General features: G+C 34.1%; 11 protein-coding genes and 2 pseudogenes. 7 read left to right on the plus strand and 6 right to left on the minus strand.

All coding sequences use genetic code 11. The annotated features are described in order from the left end of the window. Window positions 1–17: 17 nt before the first annotated feature. Window positions 18–503: pseudogene (locus MKY08_RS06645) on the minus strand (hypothetical protein); the annotation flags it as partial. Between the two features lie 741 nt (window positions 504–1,244). Continuing rightward, on the minus strand, window positions 1,245–2,855 hold the full coding sequence (locus MKY08_RS06650; protein ID WP_069511950.1) for a glycosyl hydrolase family 18 protein: 1,611 nt from the start codon (window positions 2,853–2,855) through the stop codon (window positions 1,245–1,247). Between the two features lie 635 nt (window positions 2,856–3,490). Between MKY08_RS06650 and MKY08_RS06655 the strand changes: the two genes are divergently transcribed. Further along, window positions 3,491–4,552, plus strand: coding sequence for a PepSY domain-containing protein (locus MKY08_RS06655; RefSeq protein ID WP_069511948.1), 1,062 nt, complete (start codon window positions 3,491–3,493; stop codon window positions 4,550–4,552). 386 nt (window positions 4,553–4,938) lie between these two features. Continuing rightward, a complete protein-coding gene (locus MKY08_RS06660; RefSeq protein ID WP_069511946.1) occupies window positions 4,939–5,220 on the plus strand; it encodes a hypothetical protein in 282 nt (93 codons plus the stop codon). Window positions 5,221–6,068: 848 nt separating this feature from the next. Here MKY08_RS06660 and MKY08_RS06665 read toward each other — a convergent pair. Both MKY08_RS06665 and MKY08_RS06670 read right to left on the minus strand, forming a co-directional pair. Then, entirely contained in the window at window positions 6,069–7,109 is a 1,041-nt protein-coding gene (locus MKY08_RS06665; RefSeq protein ID WP_069511944.1) for a cytochrome ubiquinol oxidase subunit I, read from the minus strand. Beyond that, the gene (locus MKY08_RS06670) at window positions 7,106–8,434 is read right to left on the minus strand and encodes a c-type cytochrome (protein WP_069511942.1); all 1,329 of its coding nucleotides are present in this window, start codon (window positions 8,432–8,434) and stop codon (window positions 7,106–7,108) included. Before MKY08_RS06670 ends, MKY08_RS06665 begins: the two co-directional genes overlap by 4 nt. A gap of 329 nt (window positions 8,435–8,763) precedes the next feature. Here MKY08_RS06670 and MKY08_RS06675 point away from each other — a divergent pair, with 329 nt between their 5' ends. Continuing rightward, window positions 8,764–9,357 carry an SAM-dependent methyltransferase gene (locus MKY08_RS06675; RefSeq protein ID WP_069511941.1) on the plus strand — a complete coding sequence of 198 codons (594 nt, stop codon included), beginning with the start codon at window positions 8,764–8,766 and terminating at the stop codon, window positions 9,355–9,357. 273 nt (window positions 9,358–9,630) lie between these two features. On the opposite strand, the gene MKY08_RS06680 is transcribed toward MKY08_RS06675, so the two are convergent. Further along, window positions 9,631–11,046 (minus strand): PLP-dependent aminotransferase family protein, encoded by a 1,416-nt coding sequence (locus tag MKY08_RS06680; protein WP_069511938.1) that lies wholly within the window; start codon window positions 11,044–11,046, stop codon window positions 9,631–9,633. A gap of 112 nt (window positions 11,047–11,158) precedes the next feature. Between MKY08_RS06680 and MKY08_RS06685 the strand changes: the two genes are divergently transcribed. From MKY08_RS06685 to MKY08_RS06695, 3 genes are all read left to right on the plus strand, one after another. Next, window positions 11,159–12,079, plus strand: a complete 921-nt coding sequence (locus MKY08_RS06685; protein ID WP_069511936.1) for an EamA family transporter — start codon at window positions 11,159–11,161, stop codon at window positions 12,077–12,079. A 74-nt stretch (window positions 12,080–12,153) separates the two neighbouring features. Continuing rightward, window positions 12,154–12,396, plus strand: a complete 243-nt coding sequence (locus tag MKY08_RS06690) for an S-layer homology domain-containing protein (RefSeq protein ID WP_069511934.1) — start codon at window positions 12,154–12,156, stop codon at window positions 12,394–12,396. A 296-nt stretch (window positions 12,397–12,692) separates the two neighbouring features. Next, window positions 12,693–14,387 (plus strand): FAD-dependent oxidoreductase, encoded by a 1,695-nt coding sequence (locus MKY08_RS06695; protein ID WP_069511932.1) that lies wholly within the window; start codon window positions 12,693–12,695, stop codon window positions 14,385–14,387. 73 nt (window positions 14,388–14,460) lie between these two features. On the opposite strand, the pseudogene MKY08_RS06700 reads toward MKY08_RS06695, so the two are convergent. Next, window positions 14,461–14,945 (minus strand): annotated as a pseudogene (locus tag MKY08_RS06700) (IS3 family transposase); the annotation flags it as partial. A gap of 194 nt (window positions 14,946–15,139) precedes the next feature. On the opposite strand from MKY08_RS06700, the gene isdC reads away from it, so the two are divergent. Next, the gene (gene isdC / locus MKY08_RS06705; protein WP_256093180.1) at window positions 15,140–15,790 is read left to right on the plus strand and encodes a heme uptake protein IsdC; all 651 of its coding nucleotides are present in this window, start codon (window positions 15,140–15,142) and stop codon (window positions 15,788–15,790) included. The last annotated feature ends 72 nt before the right edge of the window (window positions 15,791–15,862 follow it).

A 15,862-nucleotide genomic window follows, 5' to 3' on the forward strand; every position in this document is an offset into this window, starting at 1 on the left:
TAATGTGCTTTTTCACTAGATAAAGCAATTCCGTGACCAAATAAGTTCATTGCCATGGCAACGCCCAACGCTGGTAAACCCGCTCGAATGGCTACAGGTAGTAGCACTGCTCCTAATAATGCTACAGCAGGAGAGGGCCAGAAAAACCAAGAAATAATCATCATTAATATACCAATCGTCCAATAGGCGAGTGTCGGTGTTTTAATAATTTTTGTAAATGGTGCAACCATGACCTCATTAATACCAGAAGTTATTAACACACGACTCATCGCAACAATAATGGAGATAATCAAAATGGTCGATAACAGCTCTGTAATCGCATAAATAAAGCTGTTAAAAACCCCGCTAATAGACGAAGTGAGATCACCTGTAGCGACAATCGCAAGTAGGAAAATGCCAAGAATACAAATGAGGGTAGTATCCCGACGTTTCACCATAAAGCCAATAATTAGAACAATAAAAACAACATAAATCCAATGGAGAGAAGTAAGTTCAATCCCCATATAGTTTCCCCCTCAAAATAGGTCTAATTATAGAATATGAGAGGAATTTTAGATGGTGATTAGTTTCGGAAATAAAAGGTGGGAGTCATGTGATAAAAATACACAGTAGGTTCATGTCATGAGAATTATATATAAACTAGAAAATTTAACTAATTATTTCCGTCAAATTTATAATAATGCCATTAGTCATTGGATTGTAATTGAACGTCTTGCTTTAAAACAAATGTTTTCATTACTCATTGTAATAAACTAAATTAGTTGAACTTGAAAATTCTTCATAATATACTGCCGATACATTTCTGACAAATATGTTTCCAATGTCCGGTGGCATTTGGGAAGGGAAATAATACGGTGAACTCATAAGTAAATGAGGTCCTGGAGAGTAGAAAAGCTTTGGGGGCACTCCTTTTTTTGTAATTCATGAAAGCTGATGTGGGCGTTGTGATATGTGAACACCAATTATTCTATAGTACGCATCATCAATATCTTGATAACTTTGCTAATTGTAAATGTTACACCTTTTAGTAAACTTTAGTAGAAATACTAAGCAAAATAAAAAAATGTACACTATTAAAATTAAATTTAGTCATGTACATTTTTATTATATGTGTAATATGATAGACAAGCTATGATGTAAGAAACCATAATTACTTGTCTTTCATTTTAAAGATTAGTTTAAAGGTTTTGCATTGAATCGTTTTATAACTGCTTGTTTTGTTTATACAACTATTGCGAAAGGACTTATTTTTTTACTGCATTCTTTTCTAAATCTGCACTTGCACGGTTTACCATCGCCGCCATTTGACCTCTCGTGACATGATCAAATGGATAAAATCCTCCATCTTCTTTTCCCTTAATAATCCCTTTACTACTTAATTTTAAAATATCTGCATATGCCCAAAAATCTTTTGGAACATCATAAAAACTGGACTCATCCGTAGGTAATGGATAATTTAATACTCTCGATAATATACCTGCTAATTGTGCTCTTGTGATATTGGCATTTGGATCGAAAATGTTTTCATTTGTGCCATTCACAATATGATACTTATAGGCAATTTCTATAGGACGTTTTGCCCAATGATTTGCTGGCACATCCTTGAAATAATTAGGTACAGTTTCGTTTGTTGTGTCTAAACCGATGGCATTAATAAGGATAACAGTAGCCTGAGCTCTTGTTAAATTACCATTTGGATCGTAAGTGTATTCGTTTTTGCCGTTAATCCAGCCTTTTCGGTAAAGGGCCATAACATCCTGTTCTGCCCAATGATTTTCCGTATCTATAAAGTTATGTTCCCCATTCGCCCAAGAAGAATAAAATTTCCAAATACCATTATCCGCTTGAGTTAACTCCCAGCTACCTGTTCCTCTTAAATTATATTTCTCTACAAGTCTTAACTTATATTTTAAAGATAAATCATTTTCGTACCATATCGTGTAATTTCCTGGTACTAGCTTTTTACCACCGATATAAGTAGGAGAGTCACTGCTTTTTACTGTAAATTTGGCAAATGCTGATTTTGAAGTATTATCAAAATAAAATTTTCCATTATGGCTATTCACAATAGATTTTACGGCATTATTAGCAATGCCTTCGCCTCCTATTTCCACATCATCCTTCCAAATTCGTCCATAAAAAGGGAGGCCTAATACTATTTTATTTGGATTAATCCCTTTATCTAATAAATATTTAATCGAATTTTCAACAAATGATAAACTTGCGACAGGACCAACTGAACCACCATTATAGCTTTCATCATACGCCATCAGCATTAAATAATCGCTATACTCACTTAGTTTCGTGTAATCATAAGAACCATGCCACCCAGTTGTCCACCCATATGGATTTGCAGCAACTGCTATGGATAATGTTTTATTATTAGGCATTTTTTCACGTAATAATCGGATGAAATCTGTAAACTCTTCTTTATTTGTATAGTTTAAATTTTCTATATCAATATCAACGCCATCTAAATTATTTTTCACAACAGAATTGACGATTTGAGTAGACAATATTTCTCGGTTTGTCATTGCGATTTGTGCCAATTTACGGTCCCAATGATTAGAAATGAAAGGCACAACTTTTAATCCTCTATTATGCATTGCATCGACTAAACTTTTATCAATCGTAGCACTTAAACTACCATCTGCATTTAAATTAAAAAAGTTAGGTGTTGCCGTATTTAACGCACCTTGAGTCATATCTATATTTTTTATGAAAGAGCTTGTATTTCCGCTATATAAATATGACATATGTATATCACTCGCTGAGGCGTTAGCACTAAACGGAGTAACTAATAAAGTAGTGAGCATAGCTGGTATTATCAAATATTTTTTTAATAGATTTTTCATTACTTTCTTCCTTTGTAATAGATTTTATCCACTTTATTATCTATTACTTTAGTAAACGTAATCAATTATTAAAATATGGTATCATTGAGTTGTTTTGTAAATTTATGATATTAAGGGTTTAATATAATCGAAGTTTAGCACTCAAGACATGGAAATGTAAGTATTGCATTGTCCTTTCGGAAAATTTAGAAGACAGATTATTTAATGACAAATCAAGGGGTCAATTAGTCAAGTTATTTAGTAGTTTTATGTAAAATTTTCAGGAATACCTGTTAAAAAATTGTAATGATTTAATTCTTCAATTCACTTTTGTTCTGAATTATACTTAGTATAAAAGGTTTATTTATTCTTATTATCCAAGTTTTGGACTAAGTGGATCGTATACTACCATCCAAAGATGCAAGGGGTATCTCTTAAAGGGGTTGTTACTTTATATCAATCAAAACTAATTAATAAATTGAAATAGATAGGGATATTAAAATATTTCTAGATTACCATAATGATTAAGCTAACTGACGCTATTTATATGGTTTGTACTTAATATCAAGTTCCAGAAATGACAACAGTAAGTTGGAAATTTTAATTCATAGTTACAACGAAAAATAGTATAGAAATAATATTTGGAGGACTTTATTTTGAAAAATATTCAAACCGTACTTGTTTTATTTTTTACTTTGTTTTGTCTTATTGGCATTGTAAAAGAGAAGGCTTCTGCTTCTACGCTGAACATTACACTAGAAACAGCAAAAGAAATGGCTATTAAGAAATTTGGGGGGCAGGTAATTGAAGCGAGTTTTGATAATGATGAATCCCATTTCGAAATCACTGTTTTAACGAATACAGAAAAAGTTGAAATGGATGTTGATGCTAATACAGGTGAGATACGGGTTACAGAACGTGAGGTTAATAATTACTTTATAGATGTAGACGTCAATGATCCTAATAATTTGCCTATTTATTGGGCTAGAAAAATGGGTTTAATAAATGGTTATAAAGACGGGACTTTTAGACCGAATAATATGGTGACAGAAAGACAGTTCGCAAAAATACTGGTGAATTATTTTAAGCTAGATAATAAGAGCAATGGTAACATTTCAGAAACGGAAATAAATTATAATATATTAGCTAAATATGGGGTTCCATTAAACGGATATAACGATACTAAGTTGAAAGATATGGCTGTGAATAGAGGTGTTGTTGCTCAAGCAATTGCTTATTTAGCCAATGGAAGTAATAATTTGAATGAATCTATCCAATATTTATTACAAAATAAAATAACGACAGGGCAAAATAATGAATATCAAAATATCAATATACAAAAATATTTTGGCTCAGAAAATGTGTTGACTAGAAAGCAATTGGTAACGTTTTTTTATAGATTAAATTACGCTAATATTACTAATGTTTCATCTGTTGCTTTAAATGTTTATACACTCAATTCAACGAGTGATACAATGTTAGATATAAACGATACTATACCTTCAAAACCTTCATCAGCTCAATTCATATCTCAAGACAAGGCAATTGCAATAGCAAAGGAAAAGGTTTCAGGTAATGTTACAAAGATTGAGTTGGACTATGATGATGGAATTGCTATTTATGAGATAGAAATACAAAATGGTCGTATAGAATACGATATTGAGATAGATGCAATAACAGGTACTATTCTAAACCTTCAAAGTGACTATGATGATTAAATTTCGTCATAACTGCTTCTAATCTTTAAAAGTTTAATTGGATAAGTAGTAAGAAGAGCACTACCAATACAAGAAGTGCTCTCTAATAAGAGTGACCTCAAATGTAACTGATTTGGGGTCAATTTCTTTCATAATTATTTTTTAGTCATTTTTATAGCTTTATTTTTTAGTATTCTAAAAAGTTATTACAGTTTTCCAAATAATAAAATATAACAAGTTATTTAAAGTTAACAACACTCGAGTTTAGGTCACCTTACAGTGATAATCTTTTTAATTATGGGATAAATTTATTTCACTGAATTTTCAACCAATTTAACTTTTCCCATGTTGTACTCCATTTTATAATAATTACAAAATATTTATTTACATGAATGGAGGAATTAAAATTGCGTAAAATATTCATTTTAGCATTATTAACAATTTTTTTGCTTCCTACTGTAAATCCAGCAGCGTCTCAAAGTTATGGACCTTCTGTAATAGAAAAGGATAGCATAGAGGACTTTAAAGATTATACTTTTGAAGATATTCTATCGTTAAAGCCTTTTGTCCATGTCGAAGATGGTTTTTTCGTCCTTAATGAAAACGGTGCAAGTGAAGCTGGAATTGATTCTATATTAATTAAAGGCCAACAAGAGTATTTTATTTTTTTAAATCAGCAGGTTAAATAAAATGCAATTAGTGTAGCATCAGATTTAACTATCCAGAGACTATTAAATAATAATAAAAATCAAAACAATACATTTATACGATTTTCAAGGTGTAGAGGTGTAACTACATCGACTGAATATTTCTGGAGGGGTTATAAAACAAAGTTAGATAGTTGTGATACGGCTAAAGTGAGTTCTGATGCAGGTACAATTGCAGCAGGTGGCCGATAACGACAACAAGTCTTACTGCTCTTGGGGTTTGGTTCCCTTCTTTGCTTGCTGTTGGTGCTATTTCTGGACTGACGTCCGGATACTTTTGGCTACTTTCGGAGCGTTTAAATGCTAATAATAAAGGTAGCTATGTTATTGTAGATATGGCTTGGGCAACAATTTATAATATTACGTCTCAATAATAAGGAAATGAGGCGGGGTGTTATAATGAAAAAACATTATCTATTTATATTTATTTTCATTCCTATATTTATATTAAATATATATTTCGGATATTTAGCAATTTGGAAGAATCAGAATGAATGGGTGCCAATTACAAACTTTTTAGCACTGATTGTTTTATTCGTTGTTGTATATTTAAATAGAAAATAGTAAACGGTTGCCAACAGGAACATCATTGGCTACCGTTTTATTTTATTAAAATTCCCCTTTTAAATTTACCTAACAGAAACAGATTACTGACTTGCAGCGCTATTTAAAGATCATTCATTTGGTCAAGCGTGGGAACCAGATGAGGAAGAGTTTCTGTTGCAAGAAGAATAGTAAGTTATGAGTGTTTAAAACGTAATCACTATATATTGAATAGACAAAGTCGAATAAATCGACTTTGTCTATGGTGTTCCTTGCGGTCGATACTTCTATTTCAACGAAGACTCTATTCGCTCCTCTGTTCGTGGATGTTCATCGAGATAAGGTGATAAATAGGCTTCTCTCAATTCATGACGCATCCAGCCCATTATACCAATAACAAACATGAAGACCAAAATAGAGGCTAGAAAAGAATTAGCAGAATCCTTATAGCCTGCTGCATAGAGTAACATACAAAGGATGACTGTTAAGACAATAGAAATAATAAGTAAAGAAGTTAACAATAAATCTTCTCCTAAATAAAGCATACGAATATTCGTATTAAAAGAAAATAATAATAAAAAACCAGTTACTAACTGTGTAATTGTAATCCAAAAGCCTACTTTGGCACCAAAAAGTTTTAATGCTTGTTCATGTTGCTCTAATTTCTTCTGCTTTCGTTTCAAATAAGCAAAATAGACAAACATATAAAATCCACCTGTTGCTAAACTCGCTAACATAAAATGGAGGTAACGTTGCCAAATTTGAGGGTAGTAAAATAAGCTTTCAAAAAAACCATTTGCTTCTCCCCAACGATCGGGATATAGCATGGAAGTGACATTGACAATAAAAATAAGAGGGACAAAAAACAGAATTAACATGGCTAATAGGCCAATACTTAAATGCAATAATTTTTTTGTTTGGAATTTAATCCAAGTGAACTTATAAATGTATAACAAAAGGAATGCAGCAATGAGTAAAATTAATAAACTCATCCAAGCCTTCCCTATTAAGATTGTGGAAGAATAAAAATATTGTGTATATAAGACACTTACAATTAATAAAGGACCAACACCTAACACAACTGCAATACTCTTATGTATTGAAGCATGAAAAGAACAAATTTGTGCCATTTTATCAAATAAACTATTTTTTTTCATCATCCCCGTAATTTCCAGCCCCACAGCACCTGCAGTCAATGAAATAGTAAAATTCACAAAAATAATATGAAGAATAAATGTTAAGACAATCAAAATTTCTAGTAAACCAATGGGTGCAGGAATCGGTAAAGGGTTATCAGAAGAAATTAATGCAAAAACTAGATGGTTCATTTTGGGGTCACCTCTTTATCATTTTCCAATTCTGTTACAATATAAGTAGCTAATGCTTCAATTTCTTCTTCTGTCCCCATAAATGGTGGCATTGCTACTTGTGCATAATGCATATTAGGAATAAAGGACATAATGGCTTGCTTATCCCAACCTTTCATTCTAGTAGCTAATGCTCGTGTATCTCGCCATCCATCAATCGTATGACAAGTAATACATTGACCAACGAAAACGTCTCGGCCAGCTTCAACCATATTGTTGTTAGTTACTTCTTTTTCTTTTGCCCATGTTGCATTTGCTAGATAACCTTCTTTTTTCAGTGTTTCTTCATCTTTTGCTAACATTCCGTTTGCGTACATATAATTATAAATAATGTAAGGCTTTCTAACGCTCTCTCTTACAACTTCAAATTCCCCAATAAATCCGATTGAAGAAAACATGACTGCAATTGATAGCATCCACGGAACGTTTTTTGGACTTTTAACGAGCCATACTAAGAAAATAAGAAGGATACTAAAACCTAAAATATTGAGACTTTTGAAAATGACCTCAGACATGCCTGTCGACCAAACAATCATGTTATAGGCTTCAGTTGGGATGGCCCATAAATACCATAATCCCGTTATAAAAGTGAGTGGTAAGGCGATAGCACCCCCAAATGCAAACACTCGAAAGACTTCTGTTCGTAACGCTTTATCTTTAATGCGCCAACGAATGAAAAATGATACTAATGAGATAGCTAGCATAATTGCTAAAAACATCCGGAATCCGAGTGAAGGGAAGTAAGTTGGGTTGAGAAAGGCATTCCAAAATGAAAATGTGTCAATCCAACGTCCCGGCGTTAATTTTGCGGCTAAGACACCTGTAATGATTACCATTGTTACCCATGAAGCAATACTAAGTGCGACCCCCAACATAATATGCTTTCGCTTACGTTCTCCCTCTTTCCATTTATCCCAAGTATAGTAATAGATGATAAGAATAATCACTTCCGAGATAAATGCGCCCCATTCCACAACCCATGCCCAAAAGAAAATACGTAGTAAAGAAGAAATGGAGTCCGGTTGTATGACGGTTGTTGAGAACCAAATCCCTACTCCAGTCATTGCTCCCATAGTTGTAGTAATGATTAATACCCATTTCAACATTGTTTTTGCTACTTGATCTAATGCTTCGTTCTTTCTTTTCATGGCTCTATACTCAGTAGATACAACTAAAACAGAGGTTCCAATTGCCACGCCATGGCTAATAATTACATGAATAATGGCAATAAGAGCAATGACAGTGCCGTTCCCAAACCAAGTATAATCGACCGATGGAAAATTCATAGTTACGCTTCCTTTCTGTTTTTAATGACATTCAACGCATATCATACTAAATAGATTTGAAACGCAGATGAGTAATATGTGAAATCCAAAGCAACTAAACTTCATTAGTTTGTCAAAATAGTATGTATAACGTAGAAAAGGTTTGTCCGATTTCTCTTGATTTCACGCAATAGATGCTATTTTTTGAGAGCAAATATCGACTTTAAATGAAATTTACTTTTTTGTTACTAAAATTCATTAGAATTTCTCAATTGTTTTTTATAATGATGGTAATCAAAGCATCAGTTTAAAATACTGGAATCGTTTTACGTATAAATGGGGGGAAGGGTATGAGCATGGGGCGTGAACAAGAGAGTCCACCACTATATGTGTATGGAACGGAAGCGAATCGATTTATTAAGTCTTCTGTACATTATTTCCCTAAGCATGCCAAAATTGCTGCGTATGAAGAAAATGAGGGGGCGAATGCAGTATTTTTAGCAAAACTAGGATATAAGGTAACGGTTTATAATTCTACTTCGCAAGGACTAGCTAAAGTTCAATTACTGGCAAATATGAATGGCGTAACGATCGACACAAAAAGGGTAGAATTAATAGAAAACAAACTACCTAAAGAAAACTATGATGGCGCAATAATGGTTTTTGGGCATTTTCCTCATAGCTTACAATTAGTAGTGCTTGATAAAATTATGAACTCTTTAAAACTAAACGGTGTATTTATGTTTGAGGTATATGAATACGCACAGCTTTTATACAATACGGGGGGACCAAAAGATATGTCTCATTTATATAACGCGGAGAATATTTTAAGATGGGCTCGTCGTTATAAATTAAAACATTACTTTACGGGGGAAGTAGAACAATATGATACGTCGATTCAAACAAGTACGCGCCGTGTCATACAAGTAATAGTAGAAAAATAATCAATAATCTGTATGGTATATGAGAAGAAAAAGACAAATGACATACGAGAAATAACTTGTACTTTCTTTTTCTATAGATCGAGGCTGGGACAAAATGAATAAGTTTGAAGAAACAGAGAAATAGTGTTCGTGTATTTTGCTTTTGCAAAAAATCTAATGAAAAACTAGTTGTCGGTAACGGAGCCTTTGGCGAACATCAACGACATAGCAAAAAAGTGTTAGATTGATTGCGGTCAATCTAACACTTTTTCTCTGTTGTTGTATGACAGCTCACTAAGCAAGTGATTGTGCCACTGCTACAAACCTTTTTAGCCCTTCTTTTAATTGTTTTTCATTTGCGTAAGAATAGCTTAAACGAATCCAAGATGATAATTGTTTTAATGGATCACAAACTTGTCCTGGCACAAAGGAAATATTTTGTTCGAAACTTTTGCTTAACAATAATTCAGTTGGAAAATTATTTGGGAGCTGTACCCATAAATTCAAACCGCCTTTTGGACTAGTCCATTGCCAACCTGTTATGGCTAGCTCTTCCTCCATGATTTCCTTTCGAATTTGAAGTGCAATTCGAATTTTCTCCAAGTGTTGCTGCAATCTTAGTGATGAAAAGTAATGGAGAAAAATTTTTTGATTGAGCAGTGGTGAGCCATTATCCGCTAATGATTTCGCTGTTAGCAGTGCGTTCATTAATGATGATTGACAAATAACAGTCGCAATTCTTAAACCAGGTGAAATATATTTGCAAAAGCTGCGGATATAAATGACTGTCCCAGCACTATCATAGGTGTAAATTGGTGGTGGAGGGGGTTCATCAAAATATATGTCATGATAAGCATCGTCTTCGATTAATAACAGTCGATATTGTTCAGCTAATTCTACTAATTTTTTTCGTTGCTCAACAGGAACAGTATAACCAGTCGGATTATGAAATGTCGGATTCAGATAAAATATTCGTGGTTTGTATTGTTGAATATATAATTCAAGTTGTTGTAAATCATACCCTTCTGGCTGAATATCAACCGTAACAATCTGGGCTCCCTGTGCTTTAAAAATATCAATCGCAGCACTATAGCTTGGACGTTCAAATAAAACGACGTCTCGAGGCTTAATAAAAGTTTGGGCTATAAGGTGAATCGCTTGCTGTGAGCCAGAAGTAATGAGTAACTCATCTGCACTAATATGTGTTTTATATTGGTTGATAAAATACTGTGTGAGTGTTTCACGTAGTTCTAAATCACCTTGCACAGTTGAGTAAGTTGCAAGTACTTTTGGATAAAGATCAAACACTTTCTTCACGTAATCTGAAAAATAATGATTAGGTAAAAGATTGGGATCAATTAACGCCTGCGAGAATTGGTAGGAAACAGCTGACTGATGAATTTCAGATAAATGATTTTTTTGTAAGTATGCAGAAACAATTGGATTGTTCTGATTTAGATTTTCAAGATGTTTTGTTTCGATTGATTGGACAAAATAGCCTGCTTTATCTTTTACATAAACTTTGTCATGCTTTTTTAATAATTGATAGGCTTTTAATACCGTTAATCGATGAACATTCATTTCAGAAGCTAATTGGCGGACGGAGGGAATCTTTTCATGTTCTTTCCATTCGTTGCGTTCTATACGGTGTAGTACATAATCATATACTTTCTTAAAAGTAAAAACTTTATGTTCAATCGTTTTGTCCACGTCGATTCCTCCTATTCAAAAAGATTGTACCACGAACGATGTTAATCTGTTCTATCTTTCTCAATCTGTTCTACGCTCCTTCTTTTATGATAGAAAAAAGGAGGAGATATATATGGTGATGATTAATTATATTTTTATGTGTTTGATTTTTGGTACGACTTTTTTAGCAATTAAAATGGGTGTTGATGCAGGGGTACCTCCATTTTTATCAGCTGGGCTTCGTTTTTTCATTGCTGGGTTGCTGCTATTTAGTTTTATGGTTTGGAGAGAAAAAACGACAATACAGTTATTATGGCGGAAAGAGATGTTTTTTACAGGGGTATGTTTAACTTTTGGAACGTTTGCCGCATTATACTGGGCAGAACAGTATGTGACATCAGGAATTGCCGCTGTCTTATCTGCAACGGGCCCGATGATAATTATCGTTATTCAAACATTAGTATTGAAACAACAAGGAAATCGACAAGCATTGATAGGTTGTGCTGTCGGGGTTATTGGTGTCACACTGTTGATTATACCTAGTTTTTCGATTGAAATAAGTACCTTCTGGATGGTTGGTTGTTTCGCCATCATAGTAGGTGAGCTATTTTATGCAATTGGAACGATTTATACGAAACATGTTATCCAAAAATTTGAAACGACATCACCAATTGCCTTAAATGCAGTGCAAATGATGTACGGCGGGATATTATTGATTATTTTATCGTTTTTTACCGAGAACATTCAGTTTGACAATCTGTTAAGCTTCGCTTCAATGGGCTCCCTTCTTTATTTAATTATTGTAGGCTCAATGATTGGGCATAGCATTTATTATTGGCTTGTTTCACGGACAAATCCAATATTTCCTTCTACATGGCTGTATATTTCTCCCTTAATCGCTGTAGTATTAGGCGTTATTTTTTATCAAGAATATCTATCTTGGTTAACTGGCATAGGTACTTTGACGATTATTGTTGGAACGGTTCTAGTCAATTACGAAACATTGAAGAAGTTACTCTGGCAGAAAGCGACTGTGCAGCATGTTAAAAATTAAAAGGTTTTGGATGAACATGATTTTGTAATGTAAGAAAATCGTTTAAAAAAATCTAATTTTCAAGGGGCTAAGTTATGGAAGTTTCTAGGGAAATAGCGGTTTTGGCCTTGGCGAAAATATTAGCGAATACATTACAGCTCCAACCACAAACTACAAGTTCATTTACAGATGTAGATAGTAGTCATTGGAGTGCAGGGTATATTGGGGCACTAGAACGAGCAGGGATTGCATTGGGTAATAATGGTAAGTTCCGACCTGAAGCTTCTGTGACACGAGCACAATTAGCAGCTTTTTTATATCGAGCGATGCAGCAATAAATCTTTTAAGGGCGTGAAGCATTTCCAGTGCTTTACGCCCTTTGAGTATTTCTGTTTGTGGGAGAGGGCTAGTAATAAGTTTAGCGTTTTAAAGTATGGAAAGAAGCAACATATTGTTACTTTATATGACTTGCATACGAAATTAGTGATGTTGCTTTTGGAAACGAAATCGAAAGTTTTTCTAATGCTCCTTTAATATGGTAAACTTTTAGTTGACTATATACCCCTATGGGTATATAGTGTATTGTGAAAGTGCTAATCAATTTATTTTATTCTACATATTTTTGGAGGGGATTTTGATGAAGAAGATTATTATTATTGGTGGAGTTGCTGGAGGCGCTTCTGCTGCGGCGAGAATTAGACGGTTAGACGAGCAAGCTGAAATTATCATGTTTGAAAAAGGACCTCATGTATCGTTTTCAAATTGTTCTTTACCATTTTATTTAAGCGGTGTTGTGGAAGATAGTAAGCGTTTATTAATGATGACACCAGAGTCCTTTGAATCAAAATATAAAATTGATGCACGTGTAAATAGTGAAGTGATTGCGATTAATCGTCATGAAAAGTCAGTAACGATTAGAAGTACACAAACAGGAGAGCTATCAACAGAAGTATATGATGAATTAATTTTATCTCCAGGAGCTAGCCCGATTGTTCCAAATCTTCAAGGTACGGATTTACCACATGTGTTCACTGTGCGAAATGTAGTAGATATTGAACAATTACAACAAGCAATTGTTCAAAAAGATGCTCAAAATATCGCAGTTATTGGAGGCGGATTTATTGGTGTAGAGGTAGCTGAAAATCTCCGCTTAGCTGGACGCGGTGTTACTTTAGTGGAATTTGCCCCACAAATTTTAACACCATTTGATGAAGATATGGTTCAAATTTTACACAAAGAGTTATTAGATCATGGTGTGAACTTAATTGTAGGGGATGGCTTAGCAGAAATTACGACAGACTCTATTACATTAAATTCAGGAAAAACAATGGATGCTGACATTGTTGTTTTAGCGATTGGCGTTCGTCCAGAAACAACATTAGCAGTAGAGGCAGGACTAGAGATTGGTGCAACTGGTGCCATTAAAGTAAATCAAAATTATCAAACGAATGACCCGAGCATTTATGCTATTGGAGATGCCATTGAAGTGTACCATCGCTTGATGAATAAACAGACTCGTTTAGCATTAGCTGGTCCTGCACAAAAGCAAGCTCGTGCAGCTGCGGATCATATATATGGAATTACTTCGGCTAATAAAGGTGTTATAGGCTCATCGAGTATTCAAGTTTTTGATTATGCGGCAGCAGCAACAGGATTAAATGAGCGTACAGCAAAGCAAATAGGGTTACCGGTTGATGCCGTGTATATCATTGCGCCAGATAAAGTTGGGCTGATGCCTACAAGTAATCCACTTCATTTTAAATTAATTTATGAAGTACCAACCGGACGAATTGTTGGTGCACAGGCGATTGGTAAGGGGAATGCAGATAAACGAATCGATGTCATTGCGACGTTAATGACAATGAATGGGACAATTGAGGATTTAAAAGAGCTAGAGCTTTCATATTCACCAATGTTTTCAACTGCAAAAGATGTTGTTAATTTAGCGGCTCTTGTCGCAACAAATATTATGGCAGGCCGTTTCAAGCAAGTGCGTGTCAGTGAAGTACGCCAATTAGTCGAGTCGGATGCAGTCATCATTGATGTACGTGAGCCTAATGAATTTGCAAATGGCGCAATCAAGGGTGCAAAAAACATTCCATTAAGTCAATTACGTGAGCGTATGCATGAAATTCCAAAGGACGTACCTGTCTATGTCCATTGTCGTTCTGCACAACGTAGTTACAATGCGGTAATGGTGCTAGAGCATAATGGTTATGATCAAGTTTACAATATCTCGGGCTCATTTTTAGGAATTAGCTTGTATGAGTATTTTAAAGATCAACAACTAAACCGTGAGCCAATTGTTACACAATATAATTTTAAATAATAGTTGTAGAAGTAAGGCATAGGGCTTTGCGAAACATTGGACGACACTTTGATTGTGCAGCTGGATAAAAAAACTACTTACTATCGGGACTGACCCCTGTATATAAGACAGCAATCAAAAAATCATACCCAACCAGTTGTCGGCATTGAACCGGCGGCTGGTTGTTTCGTTTGAATTCGGTTATAGTTAGAATAATTTATATAGTCTTTGACAGTTTGTTCTACGATGGCCGTCGTAGTATTTCGCAAATTGTCTAAGTAGAACGTTTCAGACTTTAATAAAGAATGAAACAATTCGATTGAGGTATTATCAGCGGGCGTTCCTTTACGGGATATGCTCATGGTAATGCCTTTTGCTTTTACAGCTTATTGATAGTGATAAGATGTATATACCGCGTCTTGGTCACTTTGCAATGTATACCCTTCAGGCAAATGATTGAGTTGGGCTAACGTATGCAGAATAAATCCATTTTCTGGCAATGATTTCGCTATTATATAAATCCTGAATACTTGAAAGATACAACTGTTTCTGAACAAATGGCAAGTAAGTAATAACGGTTTTAGAGGTATGAAAAAGCAAAGTATTTATATATTGACAAGTTAATTTATGCATAATATCATTTATACATAATGATAATGATTATCATTATCATTGAAAATATATCGAACACGCAGAATAATAAAGGGGTATTTTTTAATATCCCTTTTTATTCACAAGGTGTTGATAATTACTAATTACAAGGGGGTTTTACTATCAAAAAGTTATTTTTAGTGTCCATGTTAGTAGCCTTGTTTGGATTTTTAATTACACCAACTAACGATGTATCTGCTGCACTTGTAGACGGGAAATACACAATCAACTATCAAGTGAATAAACCGAATTCTTCATCTGCTTCCATCGCAAATGATTATTTTTTGAAGCCTGGTACACTTATTGTGAAAAATGGCTCTCAGGTATTACAGCTGAAGATGAAAAAAAGTTCGTGGATAACGAAATTTGAATCTAGTACAGGCGGTAATAAAGTAATTAGCGAAAATAAGGCAGAGGATACACGTATCGTTGAATTTGCACTTCCTTCCTATACAACGCCGACGCCTATTACGATGAAGGTCGATATTGATGACTTAAATTATCATCATGAATACACAGTAGATTTTGTATGGGATGCATCTTCATTGAAAAACGAAGATGGTAGTGCGGTGGCAAGTGCTGTGGTACAAAATAGTAACAACAAGGATACAACAAATAATAGTGGTGTAATAAATACTTCGTCATCTCAAGAAAGGGTGACAAATCCTCAAACAAATGATATTTTTCCATTTAGCATACTATTGTTTTTCTGTTTAAGTGGAATTCTATTATTTAATTTAAGGAAACGATCGAAGGAAGAAAAAATCATTTGATGTATTGCAAAGCACCCTACTCTACTCATTTTAAGTAGGGTAGGGTGCTTTTTAAAAGGAGTGAATAGGCAT

Origin of the sequence: Lysinibacillus sp. FSL M8-0337 (genome assembly GCF_038593855.1) — a bacterium.
Taxonomy (GTDB): domain Bacteria; phylum Bacillota; class Bacilli; order Bacillales_A; family Planococcaceae; genus Lysinibacillus; species Lysinibacillus sphaericus_D.